At 45.6% G+C, this 19,628-nt stretch carries 17 protein-coding genes; 2 read left to right on the top strand and 15 right to left on the bottom strand.

The annotated features are described in order from the left end of the window. Positions 1 to 10 precede the first annotated feature (10 nt). The 4 genes from ViNHUV68_RS02875 to ViNHUV68_RS02860 all read right to left on the bottom strand — a co-directional run bounded on the left by ViNHUV68_RS02875 (position 11) and on the right by ViNHUV68_RS02860 (position 6,229). Positions 11 to 3,109: a beta-galactosidase gene (locus tag ViNHUV68_RS02875; RefSeq protein WP_038174996.1), complete on the bottom strand. Its 3,099-nt coding sequence runs from the start codon at positions 3,107 to 3,109 to the stop codon at positions 11 to 13. 133 nt (positions 3,110 to 3,242) lie between these two features. Next, positions 3,243 to 4,469 (bottom strand): extracellular solute-binding protein, encoded by a 1,227-nt coding sequence (locus ViNHUV68_RS02870; RefSeq protein WP_391089221.1) that lies wholly within the window; start codon positions 4,467 to 4,469, stop codon positions 3,243 to 3,245. Positions 4,470 to 4,565: 96 nt separating this feature from the next. Further along, complete coding sequence (locus tag ViNHUV68_RS02865; protein ID WP_038174998.1) at positions 4,566 to 5,417, bottom strand: carbohydrate ABC transporter permease; 852 nt, start codon at positions 5,415 to 5,417, stop codon at positions 4,566 to 4,568. After that, on the bottom strand, positions 5,417 to 6,229 hold the full coding sequence (locus tag ViNHUV68_RS02860; RefSeq protein ID WP_391089219.1) for an ABC transporter permease subunit: 813 nt from the start codon (positions 6,227 to 6,229) through the stop codon (positions 5,417 to 5,419). Before ViNHUV68_RS02860 ends, ViNHUV68_RS02865 begins: the two co-directional genes overlap by 1 nt. A gap of 449 nt (positions 6,230 to 6,678) precedes the next feature. Between ViNHUV68_RS02860 and ViNHUV68_RS02855 the strand changes: the two genes are divergently transcribed. Next, complete coding sequence (locus tag ViNHUV68_RS02855) at positions 6,679 to 7,761, top strand: sn-glycerol-3-phosphate ABC transporter ATP-binding protein UgpC (RefSeq protein ID WP_391089217.1); 1,083 nt, start codon at positions 6,679 to 6,681, stop codon at positions 7,759 to 7,761. A 31-nt stretch (positions 7,762 to 7,792) separates the two neighbouring features. Here the strand turns inward: ViNHUV68_RS02855 and ViNHUV68_RS02850 are convergent, their stop codons facing one another. Next, the gene (locus ViNHUV68_RS02850; protein ID WP_391089215.1) at positions 7,793 to 8,701 is read right to left on the bottom strand and encodes a LysR substrate-binding domain-containing protein; all 909 of its coding nucleotides are present in this window, start codon (positions 8,699 to 8,701) and stop codon (positions 7,793 to 7,795) included. 106 nt (positions 8,702 to 8,807) lie between these two features. On the opposite strand from ViNHUV68_RS02850, the gene chrA reads away from it, so the two are divergent. Further along, entirely contained in the window at positions 8,808 to 9,944 is a 1,137-nt protein-coding gene (gene chrA, locus ViNHUV68_RS02845) for a chromate efflux transporter (protein WP_391089213.1), read from the top strand. 49 nt (positions 9,945 to 9,993) lie between these two features. On the opposite strand, the gene ViNHUV68_RS02840 is transcribed toward chrA, so the two are convergent. Genes ViNHUV68_RS02840 through ViNHUV68_RS02795 form a run of 10 tightly spaced genes read right to left on the bottom strand, consistent with a single transcriptional unit; the run spans position 9,994 to position 19,622 of the window. After that, entirely contained in the window at positions 9,994 to 11,001 is a 1,008-nt protein-coding gene (locus ViNHUV68_RS02840) for a tetratricopeptide repeat protein (RefSeq protein WP_391089211.1), read from the bottom strand. Positions 11,002 to 11,012: 11 nt separating this feature from the next. Continuing rightward, the gene (locus tag ViNHUV68_RS02835) at positions 11,013 to 11,957 is read right to left on the bottom strand and encodes a type II secretion system F family protein (RefSeq protein ID WP_391089209.1); all 945 of its coding nucleotides are present in this window, start codon (positions 11,955 to 11,957) and stop codon (positions 11,013 to 11,015) included. Between the two features lie 2 nt (positions 11,958 to 11,959). After that, on the bottom strand, positions 11,960 to 12,928 hold the full coding sequence (locus ViNHUV68_RS02830; RefSeq protein WP_038175006.1) for a type II secretion system F family protein: 969 nt from the start codon (positions 12,926 to 12,928) through the stop codon (positions 11,960 to 11,962). 9 nt (positions 12,929 to 12,937) lie between these two features. Further along, a complete protein-coding gene (locus ViNHUV68_RS02825; RefSeq protein ID WP_038175007.1) occupies positions 12,938 to 14,410 on the bottom strand; it encodes a CpaF family protein in 1,473 nt (490 codons plus the stop codon). Between the two features lie 28 nt (positions 14,411 to 14,438). Beyond that, positions 14,439 to 15,662, bottom strand: coding sequence for an AAA family ATPase (locus ViNHUV68_RS02820; RefSeq protein WP_038175008.1), 1,224 nt, complete (start codon positions 15,660 to 15,662; stop codon positions 14,439 to 14,441). 12 nt (positions 15,663 to 15,674) lie between these two features. After that, complete coding sequence (locus ViNHUV68_RS02815) at positions 15,675 to 16,157, bottom strand: TadE/TadG family type IV pilus assembly protein (RefSeq protein ID WP_391089206.1); 483 nt, start codon at positions 16,155 to 16,157, stop codon at positions 15,675 to 15,677. After that, complete coding sequence (locus ViNHUV68_RS02810) at positions 16,154 to 16,609, bottom strand: TadE/TadG family type IV pilus assembly protein (RefSeq protein WP_038175011.1); 456 nt, start codon at positions 16,607 to 16,609, stop codon at positions 16,154 to 16,156. Before ViNHUV68_RS02810 ends, ViNHUV68_RS02815 begins: the two co-directional genes overlap by 4 nt. After that, entirely contained in the window at positions 16,609 to 17,853 is a 1,245-nt protein-coding gene (locus tag ViNHUV68_RS02805; protein WP_391089204.1) for a pilus assembly protein TadG-related protein, read from the bottom strand. The genes ViNHUV68_RS02810 and ViNHUV68_RS02805 overlap by 1 nt, the downstream gene beginning before the upstream one ends. A 15-nt stretch (positions 17,854 to 17,868) precedes the next feature. Further along, positions 17,869 to 18,135 (bottom strand): hypothetical protein, encoded by a 267-nt coding sequence (locus tag ViNHUV68_RS02800; RefSeq protein WP_038175014.1) that lies wholly within the window; start codon positions 18,133 to 18,135, stop codon positions 17,869 to 17,871. 8 nt (positions 18,136 to 18,143) lie between these two features. After that, complete coding sequence (locus ViNHUV68_RS02795) at positions 18,144 to 19,622, bottom strand: type II and III secretion system protein family protein (RefSeq protein ID WP_038175015.1); 1,479 nt, start codon at positions 19,620 to 19,622, stop codon at positions 18,144 to 18,146. Between the last annotated feature and the right edge of the window lie 6 nt (positions 19,623 to 19,628).

Raw genomic sequence — 19,628 nt, 5'->3', positions numbered from 1 at the left:
TTATCCCCCCTTAAAACTTGATCATCAATTGATAGTGATAGCGTGGCTCACTGAGTAGGTATTCTTTGTGGACACTTGGCGTCCATGAATCATCGCCACCAACCCCCATATGAAACCCATCAACCCGAACAAAAATAGCGTTTTCCCTGACCAACTCATTGCTGTGTTTTGCCTGTGCTAAATTTGCTTGGCTATACTCGCTGACAGAGAAATGGAAGCGTCCATTGAGCTCAAGCTCACCAATCTGAGCCTGAGTGACATCGCAGCGCAAACCGTTTTCTGAAGGGAAAATATAGTCGGTGTGCATCTCAGCCAGCGATAATTGATAACGACCAATATGTGCCGACTGTTTTCTATCAGGATAATTTTCGTGCGGGCCACGACCAAACCAACTCACCGTCTGCTGATGTTCTTCATCATGATCATATAAGGCTAGCTCGAGTCCGATACGCGGCAAAGGTGGTAAACCATGTGCAGGCTCAATATCGATATCAAGCGCCACCTCACCTTGGTCACTAACCAGATAACGCCAGGTCGAGATCAACATACACGCGCCTTGATAATGGTAGGCAATTTGCGTCACCACTTGCAGCCCAGCTTTGGTTTCAAACCATTCAAATTCAAGCAACTCTCGCTGCCACTGCTCTAGACCGATAGATTGCCAACGCGCGAACCAAGAGTTAGGGTCGAGCTTATCGGCTTCGCTGGTACCAATGTCATTATCGAGCGGTGCGCGATAAAAATTATCTAAAATTGGCTGACTCAGTTTTTCGTTACCATTGATTTGCCAACTAACAATCGCGGCGAGTTTTTTATCGAACTCAATAGCAAAAAGATCACTGTAGACTAAAAGCTTATCAGGACTATCCGAGCTATTGGCCTGCCATGATCCTTTTGATTTTGGCAAGACTAAATTCGGCGTTACCGCCAGTTCAAACTGTTCACTGGCCGTAATGTGCCCAGCCTCAGCCCAAGCCGTTGCATGACGAAGAACCACCTCAATGTTAAGATGATAACGAGCGCCCGTCTGATTGAGCGGGTAGCTATTGTCTATCACGACATCAATGCATTGCTCACTGCCGATCAATAAGTCAATGTCACCACTATTCACCACCATGCCCTGCTCGAGTAGCGACCAGCGCAAAACTTCGCCTTCGCTGTCAGTGAACAGTTTTTCACAATTTATCTGCACGGTGAGCGGTTGTTGATCAATCAATTTAAATTGATAAAACTGCTGAGCTTTTTTAACTTCCATAAGTGTTGGATGAGGACGCCTATCGGGGAAAATTAGGCCATTGATACAGAACTGACGATCGTTAATCTCATCACCAAAATCACCGCCATAAGCCCAGTAAGCAACACCGTTATCGTCCACTTTAGTTAGCCCCTGATCGACCCAGTCCCAAATAAAGCCACCTTGTAGACGCGGGTGATCGCGAAAAGCTTGCCAGTAATGGTTAACACTCCCCAGGCTGTTGCCCATCGCATGGGCATACTCACATAGAATAAGCGGCCGATGCTCGCCAGGTAGAGCGATGGCTTTTTTTATACCAACGCGCGGCGTGACGTGAGGCTGGTGCTTAACTACTGGTAAGTCCCAATCAACCCTAGCGTACATAGGGCAGATGATATCAGTCGCTGCGGTCATCGAGCCGCCACCCTCATATTGCACCGGCCGAGAAGGATCTCGCTGTTTGACCCATTGGTACATGGCATGATGATTGGCACCAATCCCCGATTCGTTGCCCAATGACCAAATGATCACTGAAGGATGGTTCTTATCTCGCTCGACTAAGCGAGTCATACGGTGCATGTAGGCGTTGAGCCAATCACTATCGTCGGAGAGTCGGCACATAGGAAATTGACCGTGAGTTTCAATATTGGCTTCATCAACCAAATACAAACCATACTGATCACACAGCTGATACCAAACAGGATGATTGGGATAATGAGCAGTGCGCACAGCGTTAAAGTTATTTTGTTTTAGTAACTTGATGTCATGCAGCATATCGTCATATGTCATAACATGGCCAAGCTCAGGGTGGTGTTCATGACGATTGACGCCACGAATCAGCAATGGCTTACCGTTAACCTTGAGCTGACCGTTGCTAATTTCAACCTGTCTGAAGCCAACATCGTATGCTTCACAATCGAGCAATTGTTCATGTTCATCAAGCAAGCTGACCACCACTCGATAGAGCGTCGGAGACTCTGCGCTCCAAAGCTCTGGTTGATGAATCGCGATCTTGTGCTCAACTTTATCGCACCATGGCCCTTTCTCATCGACAAACGGATGCCCTGGCACTTGTCTTTGCTCAGCAACTAACTGTTTATTCACGTCAAAGAGTGCCACATCAACATGGTGAGGCAGATTTTTTTCCGACAAAATAGTGGTTACGCTAAGCTGTGCATCGCGATAACTGCTGTCCAAGTGCGTGATGACCGCGACATCTTTAATATGAATCTTCGGCTTGGTAATCAAAGTGACATCACGGAAAATGCCGCTCAACCACCACATATCTTGATCTTCTAAATAGGAACCATCACTCCAACGCAACACCATTACACTGAGCTGATTAGTGCCTTGTTGCAGATAGTCGGTTAAATCGAATTCTGCCGCGAGTCTTGAGTCTTGTGAATACCCGACCCAGCGACCGTTACACCACAAATGGAAAGCACTATTTACACCATCGAACACAATGCGGGTTTGCCCTTCACTTGGCAAAAAATCAAAGCTTAACCGATACAATCCTGTCGGATTATGTTGTGGTACATACGGCGGTATATCGGCAAACGGGTATTTGACATTGGTATAAATCGGCTTATCAAAACCTTGTAATTGCCAATTGCTCGGCACAGAAATTGAAGACCAGTCACTGTCATCAAAACTCTTTTCAACACACGCCTCATTGACCATTTCGGGTTGATCAAACAAAGTGAAACGCCACTGACCATTCAAACTGCGCCGATTGCTCGAGGGTGATTGGTTGAGTGCGTCGGTTTGATTGCAGTAGGCGTATAGAGGAGCGTGCGCGGGTAAGACATTATGGGCAACGACATGTTGGTTTTCCCACTCACGCGCCGCTATGATCTGGGCAAAAGTTCTCATCACAGTCCCCTTGTGAAACTGTACAAAAAAAAGCGCAGCCGCTTAGCAAGGCAGCGCTCGAAAGATAGGGCGCTCCATTGATTGGCAAAGTGGCGCCAATCAATAGAGCGTTAGCTTACAGGTTCAGTCTCACTTACTTAAAAGTACGCGCACTGACCTTATCCAATTGCTTCAAGATTTTATCGATACGATCTGGGTGAACCATGAATTGTTGAAAACCTTTCATGCCTTCTTTCGCCATCGCAGGATCCGTATCGCGATCGTAGAACTGCGCGGTGCCCGAAGCGGTATTTAGCATCTCAACGCCTTTATTGAGGAACGGATCATCCTTCACTTCCGCTTTGTTGTTGGTCGGTATTTGCAACATCATCTGGTTGATAAGCTGCTGATTTTCTTTACGAGCAACAAAAGCGAGGAATTTACGTGCGTCGTCTTTGTTCTTCGCTTTGGCAGGAATATGGATGGTATCCATCGGTGCGTCTTCGGCCTTAGGAATACTTGAGTCGATAATCGGGAACTGGAAGAAACCCATTTTATCTTTAACATCATCAGGGAAGTTAGCCGTTAGGAAGTTTCCCATCAAATACATCGCCGCTTGACCGTTGTAGAGGAAAGGTTGCGCTTCTTGCCACGAGTATGAAGCGTGGTTTTCGAGGAAATAACCAGGTTCAACTAGTTGCGCCCAGTTAGCAAAGGTCTTTTTAACCCGCTCATCGCTATAAGGCACTTTGCCATCCATCAACTGAATATGGAAATCTAAGCCATTGGTGCGCATGTTGATGTAATCGAACCACCCTGCAGCCGTCCATAAGTATTTAGTACCTATCGTAAACGGCGTTACCCCGTTGTCCTTTAACGTTGCAGAGGCTTTTAGTAGCTCATCCCAAGTTTTGGGCTCACCAATACCATATTTATCGAAAATATCTTTTCGGTAGTAGATGCCCCATTGGTAGTAGGTATAAGGCACACCATATTGCTTATCTTTAATCGTCATCGCAGGCTTGGCAGAGGTAAAGTCATCGTACATAACATTTTGTTGCCAAATGTCGGTAACATCTTCAAACAAGCCTCGATCAACAAAGGTTTTCATGCGGTTTCCAGCATACCAAAACACCACATCTGGTGGCGAAGTCACTAACCAGTTACGAATAGTGGTCTTATATGCTTCGTGATCATAGAGATTGTACTTAACGGTAATATCTGGGTATTCCTGCTCGAATCGTTTAACGATTTCACCCCATGCTTGTTTTGGCGCTGGATCAGAGGCGTCAGAGTTGATCACCAACGTCCCCGCCCATGAAGCGGTTGATAGTGTTGCCCCGAGAATCGCGGTAGCAGCGAGATGTTTCACGTATTTCATATTCAGGTCCTTGTTAGTGAGCCAAAGCTCATGGGTCCGATTGTTATATTTATTCACTTACCTAAATAGCGAACCAAAGAAAGCCCGCAATATTGATTAACCTTTCGTTGCACCAAGTGTTAAGCCCGCAATAAAGTGACGCTGCATAGTAAAAAACAGTACCACTGGTGGAATCGCAGCAACAATGGCGCCAGCTGACATCAACTGCCATGAAGCAAGCCATTGCCCTTGCAGTGAACTTAGGCCGGCCGTGACAGGGCGCACTTCATCACTTTGCACCAACACCAAAGCCCAAAAAAAGTCGTTCCAAATAAAAGTAAACACCAGTACCGCCAATGCGGCTAATGCTGGGCGCACTAAAGGCAAGACCACATGCCAGAAAATTTTCCATTCACTGACACCTTCAACACGTGCGGCCTCAATCAGAGCATCGGGGATGCCAACAATAAAATTGCGCATAAATAAGGTGCAAAAACCCGCCTGAAAAGCGATATGGAAAAAGATCAACGCCAAGTGGGTATCGTAAAGACCAAAACTGATGGTCAAGTCGCGCACGGGGATCATTAAAATTTGGAACGGGACAAAGTTACCCGCGATAAACATGGCAAAGATCCAGACATTAGCCTTGAAGTTATATTTGGCTAATGCAAAGCCTGCCAGAGTCGACAATGCGACAGCGCCAGCCACCGCTGGTAGGGTGATAATCAAGCTATTGATTAGGTATTGGCCCATGGCTGTCGACATGAAAACTTGAGTGTAGTTTTCAATTAACTGAATCTCGCTCGGCCACCCCCAATAGTTACCAGTGTTAATGTCTTCCATACCTCGGATCGAGGTCATCATTACTGCGATCAGTGGCAGTAGCCACATCACAATAGAAATCGGTAATGCTACTCGATAGCTGATATTGGCAAAGCGTCCCGCTTTTTGAATCGGTTGTGGGTACATTATTTCTCACTCCTCAACATACGCCATAAGAAGTACGCGATATACACGTCCATGATGAGGAACAACACAACGGAAACTGCCGCGCCATAGCCCATTCGATAGTTGAAAATTGACTCTTCGTACATTTGATAAGCCAATACCGTTGAACTGCCCCAAGGCCCGCCTGCGGTCATCGTGGCGACGAGATCAAAGGACCGCAGCGCCCCAATTACAGTAACAACAATGGCAATAAAGGTTGCCGGACGAAGTTGTGGGATCACCACATACCAGAGCATGCGCCATTTCTTGGCGCCATCAAGACGTGCAGCTTCGAGCTGTTCAGGATCGAGATTATTCAACCCTGTTAAGTACAAGATCATGCAGTAGGAGATTTGTGGCCAAAGGCCTGCGGCAATAATACCGTAAGTGACATAGTCTTCATCGGCGAGAATCGAAATCGGCTCAATGCCGAAGGCGCCAAGTACGATGTTAAACAAACCAAATGAGGGATCGTAAAACCAAGCGAATACTAAGCCTACCACCACCTGTGAGATAACAAACGGGAAAAAGAATAACGACTTAACGACACGAATGCCTTTCACCTGCTGATTCAAGAACAGCGCAATCGCAAGTCCAATCGGTGGTGCAAGCATAAAAAATACCAACCATAGGGTGTTATTTTTTAGTGAGGTATAGAAAGCGTCTGAATCAAACAGCTCACGATAGTTTCCCAACCCGACCCACACTTTTTCTCCGAGTCCATCCCATTGATAGAAACTAAGCCAGATACTATCCATAATTGGGTAGATAACGTAAACCGAAAAAATGAGCATTGCAGGGGCCAAAAATAGCCATGGCGAAAGCTTAGCACTTACCCTTGCCTTACGCCTTGCCGAAGGAAGGCGGTTTTCTGGGTATATCGTTTTCACAGATTGCTCCATTTTGTGTGACTCCTTGTCACATCTTCCATTCTTAACCTCGATAAATACTTTAATAAAAGTAGCCGAAAAAAGAACATAAGATGAAATTTTGTCTAATCTACAGCCATATATTAATAACTATGCTAATTAAATACACAGAGATGAATTGATTTTGTAAACGTTTCCACAAAATTCACACTTTATCCGTAAATAACCATGATCATGATCAACAATTTTTCTACACTCTCTAACAAATTCTGATTAAACGCGTATGTTTTATAGACAAGACGAAAACAATAGCGAATAAGTGAGCGCAAACTGCTCACAAATGCGTTTTTTTAGCCATAAGGCAAGGAGTAGGTATGGCTGACATCAGCTTAAAACAGGTCATCAAACGCTTTGGTGATGTCCAAACGATTCACAGGGTCGACCTTGAGATTGAGAATGGTGAGTTTGTCGTCTTTGTCGGGCCATCTGGCTGTGGTAAATCAACTTTATTGCGCATGGTCGCAGGCCTTGAAGAGATAACATCAGGTCAGATTCACATTGATCATCAATTAGTCAATGATGTTGATCCTGCTGAGCGCGGCGTTGCCATGGTATTTCAGTCATACGCACTTTATCCGCACATGACCGTAGAAGAAAACATGGGATTTGGCCTAAAAATGAATGGCCAGCCAAAAGAACTCATTCAAAAGCAGGTGCAAGGCGCCGCAAAAACCCTACAACTTGATCAACTGCTCAAACGTAAACCCAAAGAGTTATCTGGCGGTCAACGCCAGCGCGTTGCCATCGGCCGTGCGATCGTCCGTAACCCAAAAGTATTCTTATTCGACGAGCCGCTCTCGAACTTAGATGCGGAGCTTCGTGTTGATATGCGTTTGCAAATAGCCAAGCTGCACCAAGATCTGCAAAACACTATGATTTATGTCACCCATGATCAGGTCGAAGCCATGACGTTGGCCGATAAAATTGTTGTGTTACGTGATGGTCGAGTTGAACAAGTTGGTTCGCCACTCGCGCTTTACCACAAACCACAAAATGTGTTTGTCGCCGGCTTTATCGGGTCTCCTAAGATGAATTTTATTCCTACCCAGGTGGAATCGCATAATGAGCAAGGTTTGCAACTTGTCAGTCAAGATGGCTCACTGTTTAACCTTCCCTCGGTCAAGCAACCGCTCAACAGTGGCGATACGATTACGCTAGGCATTCGCCCAGAACATTTGGCGATTGATCTCTCTGGAGATATTCACTTAGGGTTCCAAAGTGAAGTTGTCGAGCGTTTAGGCAATAGTACCTATATGTTCGGCCAGGCTTGTGGTGTAGATGGTTTTAAGGTTCATTTGCCTGGCGATCAAGAAGTGACTAAGTTTCAGCAACTCAAACTGAGCTTTCAACACCAAGATTGTCACTTATTTGACCATAATGGCTTAAGAGTCGAGTGATGATTGAATTGATCGCTAGTAACTTTGGTTACTAGCGAACCACCGCCTTAACTTGTGCTCGCATGAAGAGACTCTTCTCTTCATGCTGATTGGCTTTAAGATAGAGTAAACTGATATCAAAATCAGGGATCTCGAGCGGTGGGCAAATCGCTTTTAACCCATGCGCCTCAATTTCCATCTGCGCAAAACGCTTAGGCACGATACAGACTAAGGCTCGCCCTAACAACAAACGGCGTACGGTGAGAAAGTTTCGTGAAGCCACTTTAACTTGACGCTCATAGCCTAGTTTATGCAGGCGCTTATCCACTTGGGTTTGTAAACTGCCATCGGGGCTAACCAACGCATGTTCATAACCGACAAATTCATCTAAGCTCATCGCGTCATTGGTCGTGATCACTTGCGGGTCAAACAGACACAAGTGTTGCTCAGTATAGAGATGCTCACTTAAAAAACGTCGATTGATATTCTCAATACTGCCAATGACCACATCGAGATTTTCTTGCTCGACGATATCGACATAGTTACTGCGGTTAACGTTATAAAAGCTCACCTGTGCCAGCGGAGAAGCTTGTTTTATCGAGTCATACAGAGCCGGAGCAAACAGTTGCTCGGCATAATCTGTTAAACCAATCTTCCATACGCCAGAGTACTCTATCGGTGAAAAATGTTTCTTGACCAATAGATCGCATTGAATACTCATGAGCAAAGAATCTATAACCGAGGCGATATCTTGAGCATGCTGAGTCGGCTCCATTTGACTACCAACTCGCTCAAACAAAGGGTCATCAAACAGCAATCGCATCCGTTGCAAAGTATGGCTCATGGCACTTTGACTGACAAAACAGCGCTGCGCGGCAAGGCTGACACTATGGGTTTGATAAAGCGCTTGAAACGCCACCAGCAAATTTAGATCGACCCCTTTCCAATTAAACTCTTTCATCAGCCAACCCATTTAATTCATAGTTAATATCAAGACTATTAATTTGAATCATCCTATCGCATTCCGTAAATTATCGGCACTGTTTATTGAATAAGAAGCCAACGCCATGTTGTCTATTTTTAAAACCTTTTTCTGGCTAGGGTGGATTAGTTTTGGTGGCCCTGCCGCTCATATTGGCTACTTTCGTCATACTTTTGTTGAGAAGCTAAAATGGCTTGATGATCAAGAGTATGGACAAATCGTCGCTCTGAGTCAGTTTTTGCCGGGGCCTGGTTCTAGCCAAGTTGGTTTTGCATTAGGGTATAAACGCGGCGGCTTGGGCGGTGCGTGTATGGCGTTTTTAGGCTTTACGCTTCCTTCCATTGTGATCATGCTGGCACTCGCCGTGTTAAGCAGTCAATTGACTGACACTAACGCGTTTCACAATGTCGTTCATGGCTTAAAACTGCTGGCGGTGGTGGTGGTTGCCGATGCGGCTTGGGGAATGTATAAAAACTTTTGCCAACAGCGCTTATCTGCCAGCTTATGTGTGTTCACTGCAATCGCTTTGCTGCTTATTCCTAGTATCGCAACGCAAATAACCGTACTGATCATTGCCGCGTTGATTGGCGTTCAATGGCTAGGAAATAGTGACCACCGCGATTGCGCCCCATTCAAGCCCTCTGTCTTGCCGCTGGCGATCTTTTTAGGTTTGTTGCTTGGTCTGCCAATTGCGGCGCAGGTAATACCACAACTTGGGCTATTTAATGACTTCTATCAAGCGGGAAGCTTAGTGTTTGGTGGTGGTCATGTTGTTCTGCCATTGTTGCAAAATATTGTCGGTGACCAACTTAGCCAAGATGCTTTTCTAACCGGCTATGCCGCCGCTCAGGCAGTGCCCGGGCCAATGTTTACCTTCGCAACTTACATCGGTTATCAATTACTGCCAAACGCACCGATCTTAGGCGCCATAACGGCCACTTTAGCGGTGTTTCTTCCTGGCTTTTTGCTGCTGCTTGGGGTACTAAAAAACTGGCAATCTTTAGCTCAAAATCCCAAAGTGTCTGGCGCGGTAAACGGTGTCAATGCTGCTGTGGTTGGTCTGCTAATTGCGGCTCTTTATCAACCAGTTTTTGTTAGCGCTGTATTCGAGACGACCGATATCGCCTTGGTTCTATTCGGGTTCTACCTACTCAAACAACACAAATTACCTATTATTTGGATGGTGGCATGCTTCATCTTCGCAGGACTGCTGAAAGGCTAGACAGACCACGCCACTAACCAACAGCACGTGAGGAGAGCAAGACTCTCCTCTATTTTGCTTGTTTTTGCTGCTCTTCTCTGACCATCGCAAGCGCCTTTTCAAGATTTTCATTCGCCACTTTATAGTAAGTTGCTTTAGCACTAATCGCCTGCTGCAAATAGGGAATCGCTTGTTCGGGCTTGCCTTGTAAGGTAAGAAAATACCCAACATTATTTAGCGCTTCTGGTCTGCCCATATGTTGGTTAAAAACGTTCAACGCGCGATTAATTTCACCTTTACCAAGGTAGATTAAGGCTAAGTTGTTGAGCGCTTTTTCATTGCTTGGATCTTTGTCTAGTGCCTGTAAAATAAAGCGTTGAGCTTTGCGGTAATCCCCATCCATATAAAACGAATAAGCCACGTTAGTTAGCGTTTTGATTGAATTAGGATCAATGCTAAGCGCTTGTTTATAAAAGGCCTGTGCAAGTGCGTGCTGTTTATCAAGATCCGCGACAACCCCCAACCCCATATACGCATATTCTGGTGAATATTGATCAACTTTCAGCTTAAGCACCGACTCCACCGTCATTAAGTCAACTCCTTGCAACGTCTCACCTGAAGCGAAACGCAATTGATCAGCGTTGACTGCGCGTAAGAAGTAGCTTTTACCTTGGGTGATATCGCCATTACGACTGTATAAAATCCCTAATTGTTCGAGTACTTTGGTGTTATTAGGATTTTCTTCCACTGCAATTAAGTAGGCCTTTTCAGCTAAGGCAAAGTTGCTTCGTGATTGGTGAATGCGCCCAATATTGAACAATGCTTTATCTCTGAATTGGCCATTTTCAAACGACAACGAGCGAATGTATTCATACAGCGCCAAGTCCATATTGTTACCACTGAGCGCCAGATCACCTCGAGATATTGCTTCTTGCTCAGTCTTAGGAGGCTCATCGAGTGACAAGGTGTCTATCGGCTTACCATCATAAAGAGAGGTGTCCAACTGAGGCTTGGTATTAGAGCAAGCAACCAGTAACGAAATACATACCAGTAACACGAAATAGCGTAATACTTTCATAATAGCGTTCCTTACTTCCCTAGCGTGGCCGTTAGAGAGAGCATTGAGGGTCCAAGAGCGACAATAAAAAAACAAGGCCAGATGAATAGCAGTAACGGGAAAATCATTTTAGTCGGTATTTTCGCTGCGATTTCCTCAACTTCTTGATTGCGCCTATCACGAAAATCTTCGGTATACTCACGTAACGTTTGCGACAAACTGCCGCCAATTCGCGAAGCATGAGACAACATCGTCACCAACCCAGCGATCTCTTTGACCCCCGTTCTTTTGACCAGATCATTGAACGCATCCGACATTTCCACCCCCGCTTTAATTTTGCCACATACGGTATCCAACTCATCGGCAAAGTCAGGGTGAGAAATCATCAACTCGTCGGCAACTCGACGCAATGCTGCATTAAAACCCAGACCGGATTCGGTACACACAACCAACAAATCAAGCGCATCTGGCACCCCGCCACGAATTCGAGATTGACGCTTATCAACTTGAAGTTTTAACACCACATTCGGTACATAAAGCCCAGTCGCAACACTGGCCAACATAAAAAGATTCAACTGAGACAAATTAGGCAAGAAAAAATACATCGCGGCAGCCATCGAGAAACCAATCAGCACGGTGACCCCTTTTAAGGCATAGAAAACCGTGAGGGCATTGGCATCGTGATAACCCGCATGCATTAACTTAGCGCGTACCGACTCAGTTTCTTTGCTATTGGATGGCTGCATTACCGGTGCTAGTGACTCTAGAGTGTTATCTAAACGACGGCTTTTCTTTAATCGCCCACTGCCAGAGCTTTTACGTATCTCTTCGAGCTTACTGGAAAGTGGCGATTTGGAACTGAGCAGCAACAGAAAAGAAGTGAAGATAATCAATACCGTTGCAATCAGAATCAGCGCTAAAAATGCGGTTTGCTCATCAATTCGTAACTCGTTAATAATTCGAATGAGGTCTTCCATGGTCATACCTCAAAGTTGATAATTTTTCGAATCCACATCGAACCGATAAATAAACTGACGACCCCAAGGCTGACTAAGTCCATACCACGAGGATCTGTGTATAAAGGTTCAACATATTCTGGATTAATGAAAGTGAGAAAAAGGAACAAAATAAACGGCGACAACACCAATATCCATGCGGATAACCGACTTTCTGCCGATAGCGTTTTTATTTTACGTTGCAGTTTGAATCGTGCCCGCAGCACCCGAGACACTTTCTCTAGATTTTCAGATAAGTTGCCTCCGGTCTCTTTTTGCAATAACACCGCACTTGAGAAAGCCAACATCGAGACGGTTGGCGTTCGTTCTGCCATTTGCATGATGGCTAAGCGCATATCGTAACCGTAATTGAGCAAATTAAAGGTGTTTTTGAACTCGACACCAATCGGTGCTGGCATCTCAGAACCGACTTCGTTGAACGCTTGAGTGACAGGCTGGCCAGCTTGTAGCATACGGCGCATGATATCGAGCGCTTCGGGTAATTGCTCTTCAAAGGCAGACAGACGATCTGAGATTTTTTTGTTGAGCCAAAAATAGAGAATAAACCAAATGCCGATGGCGGCGACAACGCCGACATAAAGTGGCTGACCAAGTAACATGGCGCCTAAAAATAGCAGCACTGAACAGAGTAGCGTAACGGACAATGTTTGACTTAAGCTCCAATCATAACCGGACAGTTCTATCAGCTTTTTCAATGATGAAAACGCGGAGAATTTCACCAAACGGCGATCAATAGGCGTTAAACTCTTCATATAGTGATCGTGTAATAACGATCTGGCTTCTTCATCAAGGTTAGTTTGGGATTCTTTTAATCGTTGTGACAGCTCTTTGTGTTTCGCTTTACTGCCCGCGGCAGGAAGAATTAAGGCTTGTGAAATAAACACAACCGCAAAAAAGAGTAGAACAAAAAATAACGTCGCATCCTGCTGCATAATGCCCCCTTATGAGTAAGTCTCATTGAAGATGTCAAAAGGAAGATGCAACCCCTTTTTGGCTAATTGGTCGTGGCACTGAGGCACAACCCCCGTAGCAGTAAAGTAGCCTAATACATTGCCTTCTTCATCCATCCCCTGACGATGGAAACGAAACAGTTCTGACATGGTAATAATTTCACCTTCCATGCCATTGATCTCGCAGATACTGACCATACGCCGCTTACCATCCTCTTGACGCTCCATTTGCACCACTAAGTGAATAGCAGAGGCGATCTGCGAGCGAAGGTTTTTGGCCGACATATTCCAGCCCGCCATGGCGAACATATTCTCTACCCTTGATAACGCATCTCGTGGAGTATTGGCGTGAATTGTCGCTAATGAACCATCATGACCGGTGTTCATCGCCGCCAACATATCAACCGCTTCAGCACCACGTACCTCACCAAGCACAATTCGATCAGGGCGCATCCGTAGTGAGTTTTTCACTAAGTCACGTTGCGTGATCTCGCCTTTCCCTTCTAAATTAGCCGGACGAGTTTCGAGCCTGACAACATGTGGCTGTTGCAGTTGTAGCTCTGCTGAGTCTTCGATGGTGACGATGCGGTCATCTGAGGGGATAAAGTTAGAAAATATATTCAAAGTGGTGGTTTTGCCTGAACCAGTCCCTCCTGATATCAAGACGTTTAACGCACCAGTGACCGCGGCTTCAACAAATTTAGCCATCTCTGGAGAGATTGAATTGAACTCAATTAAGTTGTCCATTTTGAGCTTTTCGACCGCAAAACGACGAATAGACACCGAGGCGCCATCTAAAGCCAGTGGCGGTATGATGGCATTAACACGTGAACCATCAGCAAGGCGCGCATCAACCATCGGAGAAGCCTCATCAATACGTCGACCAACCTGACTGACAATCCGGTCAATGATGTTACGTAAATGACGTTCATCAAGAAACGTGTAAGGGGTGAGTTCGAGTTTGCCTCGTCGCTCTACAAATACATGCTTAGGTCCATTGACCAAAATATCCGAGACAGTGGCATCGTGAAGTAGCGGCTCTAACGGCCCTAGACCAAACACCTCATCTTCAATTTGTTGGATCACGCGCTTGCGCCCTTCGGCACTGAGTGCATGAGTCTGGTCATCTGCCATCAACTGGATAATGGCATCATGTAAATCAGCCTTTGCCCTATCAGGCTGAAGGCTTGCCAAAAGTCCAAGGTCTAAGGTTTCGAGCAGTCTTTGGTGATAATAGTGTTTGACCTCTTGTTCTTGAGTGAGCTGCTTACGCGTCTCATCAACTACCTTTTCTTTTGCATCATGCTCGTTTTTTTTTCTTTCTTTCAGCTGGTTAGAGTCAAGTTTTTGCTCCGAGTCACTATGTTCTCCCGGCTCATTAAAGCGATTAGTTTGCTGCTGTAGCTCAGAGGCAGCTACCTTTTCCTGCAATTCAGGATTTAAGTTTTTACGTTTAAAAAACATGCTAGCTCTCTTTCATTTCTGTTCAAATTTAAGAAAACAATCGTCTTAACCAGCTTTTTTTGCTTTCAGGTTGAGGAGTCAATGTCTCAACAAATCGAGTAATCGACTTGGCAATAGCGCTACCTTTTTTGCTTTCGATGAACGGCTTACCAAGATTGGCACTTTCAAGTGCAACCTTAAATTCGTTCGGCACCGTGTGTAGCGGCAAGTCCCCTAGCGTACCTTGGATATCTTTGAGCCCAATTGACTGGCGTTTTTCATAACGATTAATCACCACTTCCATTTGATCTTTGTTTAAGCCAAATTCAAACGACAACAACTTGATCATTTGCGTGGTATTTTTAATCGCGACTAAGTTTTGTTGCGCGATCAAATAAATCTTACTGGCAGGCGCAAGTACCGGAGCAAAAAGTCGGTCTAAACCACGCGAAAGATCAACAATCACAAAGGGGTAATGCTCTCTTAGAAGCGGCAGTAACTTGTTTAACTGTTTGGCTTTCTCATAGTTTTCATGACTATTTTCACGTTTAAATGACAGAACATGTAACCCCGACTTATGCTTAGTCACGAATGTCCCTAAAGAAACCTCATCTAAATCCGACACATTGGCCAACGCATCCGTCATGCTGTACGTCGGATGAATACTAAGATAATCGTTGACGACGCCAAACTGAAGATCAAGATCGAGCAACAAGACTTGATCAGTATGCTGACTGGCCATTTTGATCGCAGAGTTGAGTGCGATAGTTGACGCACCAGAGCCCCCCTTGGTATTCATGAACACTAGTAGCTCGCCCAAATTACGACTGGCCACTTTCTCTTCTGCGACATTCTTCAATAACGGAATCAAGTCATCAATCTGCGCCGTATTCGATACAAAATCAGCCGCACCGATACGCAATGCAATTTTTAACGCGCCATTATCACTTTCATTGCCAAAGACAATTAACGACGCTTCATGACTGTCCTGATTGATATCAGGCGCTTCGTAATGCTGCAGCTCAACAATCTTCTGTGCCCAGTTAGGGCCGGTCTCCACGAAAATCAGATCAGGTGGTGAAAAGTGCGCAAGGTTCGCCACCACAAGGCCATGAAACGAGATCATTTCATAACTAATGCTCTGGCATTTAGAAAGCTCATGGCTAATGTGAAGATGAAAAGCATCTGACGAGTAAAACACCCAGATCGTCAGATTGGTTTTCAGTCTTATTGGGCTTGCGCCGCTTGGTGCTATCTTCACCGCCTCTCCCATATATGTTGCCTCCTAGCAATCAGAACTGCTCTCGGTGCCATCAGAGCGTCGATGGTGACCTAAATTCTCTCTTGGCCGGATGGTTTCAAACTCAGGAACCTCCAGCAAGCCAGTTAAATTGATGAAGCTTAATAACCCTGTGAATTGATAACTAAAATTAACCACTCTCGCCCTGACATATCTAATTGTAGAAAAGACATCGTCATCTGTCAGAGTTCCTGTCACCACGTTGCCGCTCTCATCAAGGTAATCAATAACAATATTATCAACACTCAATCCTCCCGGCGCATAATCAGGAATAGCCAAAGCGGGAATGTCATTTCTATCTTCAACACGGCAAACAGTCGCAAGCCGTGCCGCGACTCGGGCGATTTCGTTGATGGTCTGCAAAGAGTAGACATAACGCCCAACCTCAATCACAGAGAAGATGATCAACATTAGCGTGGTCGCGATCAGGGTGAACTCGATAATCGTGACACCTTGTTGTTTTCTCATGCTCCTGTCCTCATCACTGCTGAAGCGATAAGCGGCACATTAAACGATGTCTCAGAAGAGAAAGAGCCAATAACTGGCGTGTACTGATGATTAATCGTAATGGTGACGTATTTGCCTGTGCAGCTCATAGTGACGTCCTCAGCCGTTACTCCATCCATAACAAGGTTAGCATTCGCACTCACTGTTCGCCCATAGAGCACGACACTCATGGTATCGGCTACCGTGGTCGCGTTGTTACAAGGCACAGTACTCCCTGTTCCTAGAATTTCAGCCGTGGCATGCCTTACTCCATTTTGCGCCATCTTATTTAGCGTGTTGTACTGGATAAATGCATTACCAAATTCGGTAATCGCCAGCAAGATAACCACCAATATCGGTACCGTTATCAGCATCTCGACCGCAGCCAAACCGCTTTGCTTGAATGTTAATGGCGTCTTGATTGGCTTAATCATCACGATTCCCTCCGATCAGGATCGTCATACAACACAATCAGATAAGGACCTTCTGCGTCCGAGTTCTGCCCTGGCGTACCACCATAGGCAGAGCAATCATGCAAAAATTCACCAAATACCGCTTCTTTGCCGCTATTCGATGTTGGCGCTTGTTGCAACAAAAAGAAGCAGCCCAAAGCGGTAACGGTAAAGGTGTTGGTCCCGCCGCTTGCGCCAGAGCAATCAACAATGGGAATGACTAATATACGCCGATCAAACTGTCCTCCAGATTCGATTCGACAAGCACTGTCTCCGGTACACGGCATCGCGCTGTCGTAATCTTGATGACTCCAACCTTGACCATCAGCACCTGAAGTATCGTTGTAGACTATATTGCCGTTACTATCTAACGTCGCTTTTGAAACGGGTTCTTTGACATAAACATCCGTTGGATGCTCCGTTGCAGAGAGTCCGCCGCCACTATAGTCACCAAAACGCGTGTTAAGCCCCTGTCCTACAGGACCAACAGTATTGCCGGGTTTAGTGACGACGGTATCACCAATACCAACTCGCCCTTCAAAGCCCCCCGCAAGAGCGCTACGTACTGTATCGGCCCCTGAGCCAAAATCGAGTAGTTGATAGTTACCCGCTCCCATCTCCGTTTGATTGAGGTCGGCAATTTTCAAGGCGTATAGTTTTCCCGTGTCGTACCCTTTGCTGCCGGTCGCCGATTCGTCCTGACAAACCGCCATCGGCACAACGTTCACCGCAGGGGCACTCGGGCTTGGGCCCGCCGCCGCCGAAACATTTAACGATTTATCAATACCAAGCCAATCTGCAAAATAGTTTTCTAATTGATAGTTACTGATGATCACTCTGACAAAGGTGTCTTGGCTATCATCAAACCCTGCGCTCTGAATGGCTGGCGGAGTGGGAAAGGAAGTAGGGTTATTAGTAAATTGCACTATCACCGAACCGGCATCAAATGACATTTCGCCATTACCGGTGGCATTGGCAATATTGGTGATGGTGTTATTCGCAGCGGTCGTGGCATCTAAAACAGAGCCATCACTATCTATGACGACGGCGGCGGCAAGTGCGGCGGCATCAGCGCTGTTTTGCAAGCGTGACTTATTCATCATTGCGTGGTTAACGTCAATAGATAGCGCTGCGACGCCTATCAGAGCAATCATCGTTGCTGTAACCAGTACCAAGACTAGACCTTTTTGCCGATTCAATGATCGACAACCTTGATTCCGATTCATAGTAGCTCCTTGAGTTTAGTTACTAAACCCCTCTAAGAATTGACTATCAGTACCTTTCAACTCTGAGTCTTGTTTACCCGTATAGACTTGATAGGCACCTTCCATTCGCTCACCACTACCTGACGGAACGACACCAAGATTGTCTTGAGTTGCGTTCGGATTGTATGTTTGTTCTGTTTTAAGTTTTGCTACGTGAGCACCAAGACTATCGGCATTGTTTACACAGCCGAGCATCGATATGGCCAAAGAGAACACGCTCATGGTTATAATGATCTGTTTCATGTTATCTCCTAAAGACTGTGTCCAAATGTCCCTTCAGTCCCACCCTTAGAGCGGTCAACGTATTCGGGTTCATTGTCTTGTTGCACTGGCACCATATTATTGGGCGACGCAATATAGGCGCCACGACCGAGTAAGTAATATTCAAAGTCATTCGGCTGAACGTAAAAATCGGTTGGTAACGTGATTCGGTTCCTGTCGACGGGTTGAGCTAATCTCGGCGTGACCAAGATGACCAGTTCCGTTTCACCCGAAATATACTCTTGGCTATTGAACATTTGACCCAAGATGGGGATATCACTAAACCCAGGCATTTCTTGCACAACATCTCGCACGTTCTCGCTGATAAGACCTGCGATACCAATGGTTTGACCATCGGCTAGTTCTAAAGTGGATGAGGCACTACGGCGAGTGATAGGTGGTATCACATAGGTGCTGTTTGTTCCACCAGGTGCCAGAGTTAATGAAGAGGTATTGGCAATTTCACTCACATCGACTGCGAGGTTGAGATTGATTTTCTGATCCGACAAAACGGTGGGGATAAACTTCAGACCAACGCCATACTCTTTATATTCAATGGTAATGCCGTTTTCATCAGGAACTGGAATAGGGAACTCACCACCCGCTAAGAACTCTGCTTTTGAACCACTTAATGCCGTTAAGTTTGGTTCAGCAAGTACTTTGGCTGTCCCATTTTGCTTGGCGATATCCAACGCAAAAGAGAACAAAGTATTACCATCAATAAAGGAGCCGAGAAATCCGGTAGCATCTATAGATGGCGCGTTAAAAATAGGGGTAACAGAACTAGGAGGACCTATCGCTGTCGGTAAGCCACCACCGGCAGAAGTGCCACCCCATTTAAACTCAGAGCCACTCGATTGGAAAAACTGAAAGTTAGCATCGAACTTTCTCACTAAGCTTCGTTGTACCTCTGCGACCGTCACTTCCAGCATCACTTGCTGAGCGCCGCCGATCGTCATCAGGTTAATCACCCCAGTTTTGTCAACTTGCTCACTGAGAGATTTATTCTCTTCATCAGCTTCACGACCTGCGGAGTAGGTTTCTGCCACTCTTAGCGCAATATTCATCGCTGATTGATGACTGATTTGTCCACTCAAAATTAAACGATTTTGCGCGCTGTGCACTTCAATTGTTTCGTTAGGTAGAAACTCATACAGCTTAGCTTTCAAACTATTTAGATCGTGAGTAACTTCGATATCGATCGATTCGATTAAACGCCCTCGACTGTCCCATGCCATTAAGTTAGTCGAACCGAGCTTTTTACCAATAAGAAACACTTCATCCGACTTAAGCATCACAATATCGAGCACATCCGGGTCACCCAATGACACGCGCTTAGCCTTCCCTGCCAAGGTAACATGCGTCGATTTATGATGAGGCACTTTGACCACTTTGCCAGATTGAGTCGCAGCCTGAACATTAAAAATCATAAAAAACAGAAGACTTGAAAAAACGAATAGTGTGCGCATAGTTCA

This window comes from Vibrio sp. NH-UV-68 (genome assembly GCF_042940635.1).
In the GTDB taxonomy this organism is placed as follows: domain Bacteria; phylum Pseudomonadota; class Gammaproteobacteria; order Enterobacterales; family Vibrionaceae; genus Vibrio; species Vibrio pacinii.
Note: the sequence above shows the minus strand (reverse complement) of the source record. Positions and strands in the feature narration are given on the sequence as shown.

Coding starts and splice junctions, on each gene's coding strand:
- ViNHUV68_RS02850 (WP_391089215.1), bottom strand. CDS start 8,701: ATGAAAGAGTTTAATTGGAAAGGGGTCGATCTAAATTTGCTGGTGGCG.
- ViNHUV68_RS02865 (WP_038174998.1), bottom strand. CDS start 5,417: ATGTACCCACAACCGATTCAAAAAGCGGGACGCTTTGCCAATATCAGC.
- ViNHUV68_RS02830 (WP_038175006.1), bottom strand. CDS start 12,928: ATGCAGCAGGATGCGACGTTATTTTTTGTTCTACTCTTTTTTGCGGTT.
- ViNHUV68_RS02825 (WP_038175007.1), bottom strand. CDS start 14,410: ATGTTTTTTAAACGTAAAAACTTAAATCCTGAATTGCAGGAAAAGGTA.
- chrA (WP_391089213.1), top strand. CDS start 8,808: ATGTTGTCTATTTTTAAAACCTTTTTCTGGCTAGGGTGGATTAGTTTT.
- ViNHUV68_RS02815 (WP_391089206.1), bottom strand. CDS start 16,157: ATGAGAAAACAACAAGGTGTCACGATTATCGAGTTCACCCTGATCGCG.
- ViNHUV68_RS02860 (WP_391089219.1), bottom strand. CDS start 6,229: ATGCTCATTTTTTCGGTTTACGTTATCTACCCAATTATGGATAGTATC.
- ViNHUV68_RS02805 (WP_391089204.1), bottom strand. CDS start 17,853: ATGAATCGGAATCAAGGTTGTCGATCATTGAATCGGCAAAAAGGTCTA.
- ViNHUV68_RS02800 (WP_038175014.1), bottom strand. CDS start 18,135: ATGAAACAGATCATTATAACCATGAGCGTGTTCTCTTTGGCCATATCG.
- ViNHUV68_RS02795 (WP_038175015.1), bottom strand. CDS start 19,622: ATGCGCACACTATTCGTTTTTTCAAGTCTTCTGTTTTTTATGATTTTT.
- ViNHUV68_RS02820 (WP_038175008.1), bottom strand. CDS start 15,662: ATGGGAGAGGCGGTGAAGATAGCACCAAGCGGCGCAAGCCCAATAAGA.
- ViNHUV68_RS02870 (WP_391089221.1), bottom strand. CDS start 4,469: ATGAAATACGTGAAACATCTCGCTGCTACCGCGATTCTCGGGGCAACA.
- ViNHUV68_RS02875 (WP_038174996.1), bottom strand. CDS start 3,109: ATGAGAACTTTTGCCCAGATCATAGCGGCGCGTGAGTGGGAAAACCAA.
- ViNHUV68_RS02855 (WP_391089217.1), top strand. CDS start 6,679: ATGGCTGACATCAGCTTAAAACAGGTCATCAAACGCTTTGGTGATGTC.
- ViNHUV68_RS02835 (WP_391089209.1), bottom strand. CDS start 11,957: ATGGAAGACCTCATTCGAATTATTAACGAGTTACGAATTGATGAGCAA.
- ViNHUV68_RS02810 (WP_038175011.1), bottom strand. CDS start 16,609: ATGATTAAGCCAATCAAGACGCCATTAACATTCAAGCAAAGCGGTTTG.
- ViNHUV68_RS02840 (WP_391089211.1), bottom strand. CDS start 11,001: ATGAAAGTATTACGCTATTTCGTGTTACTGGTATGTATTTCGTTACTG.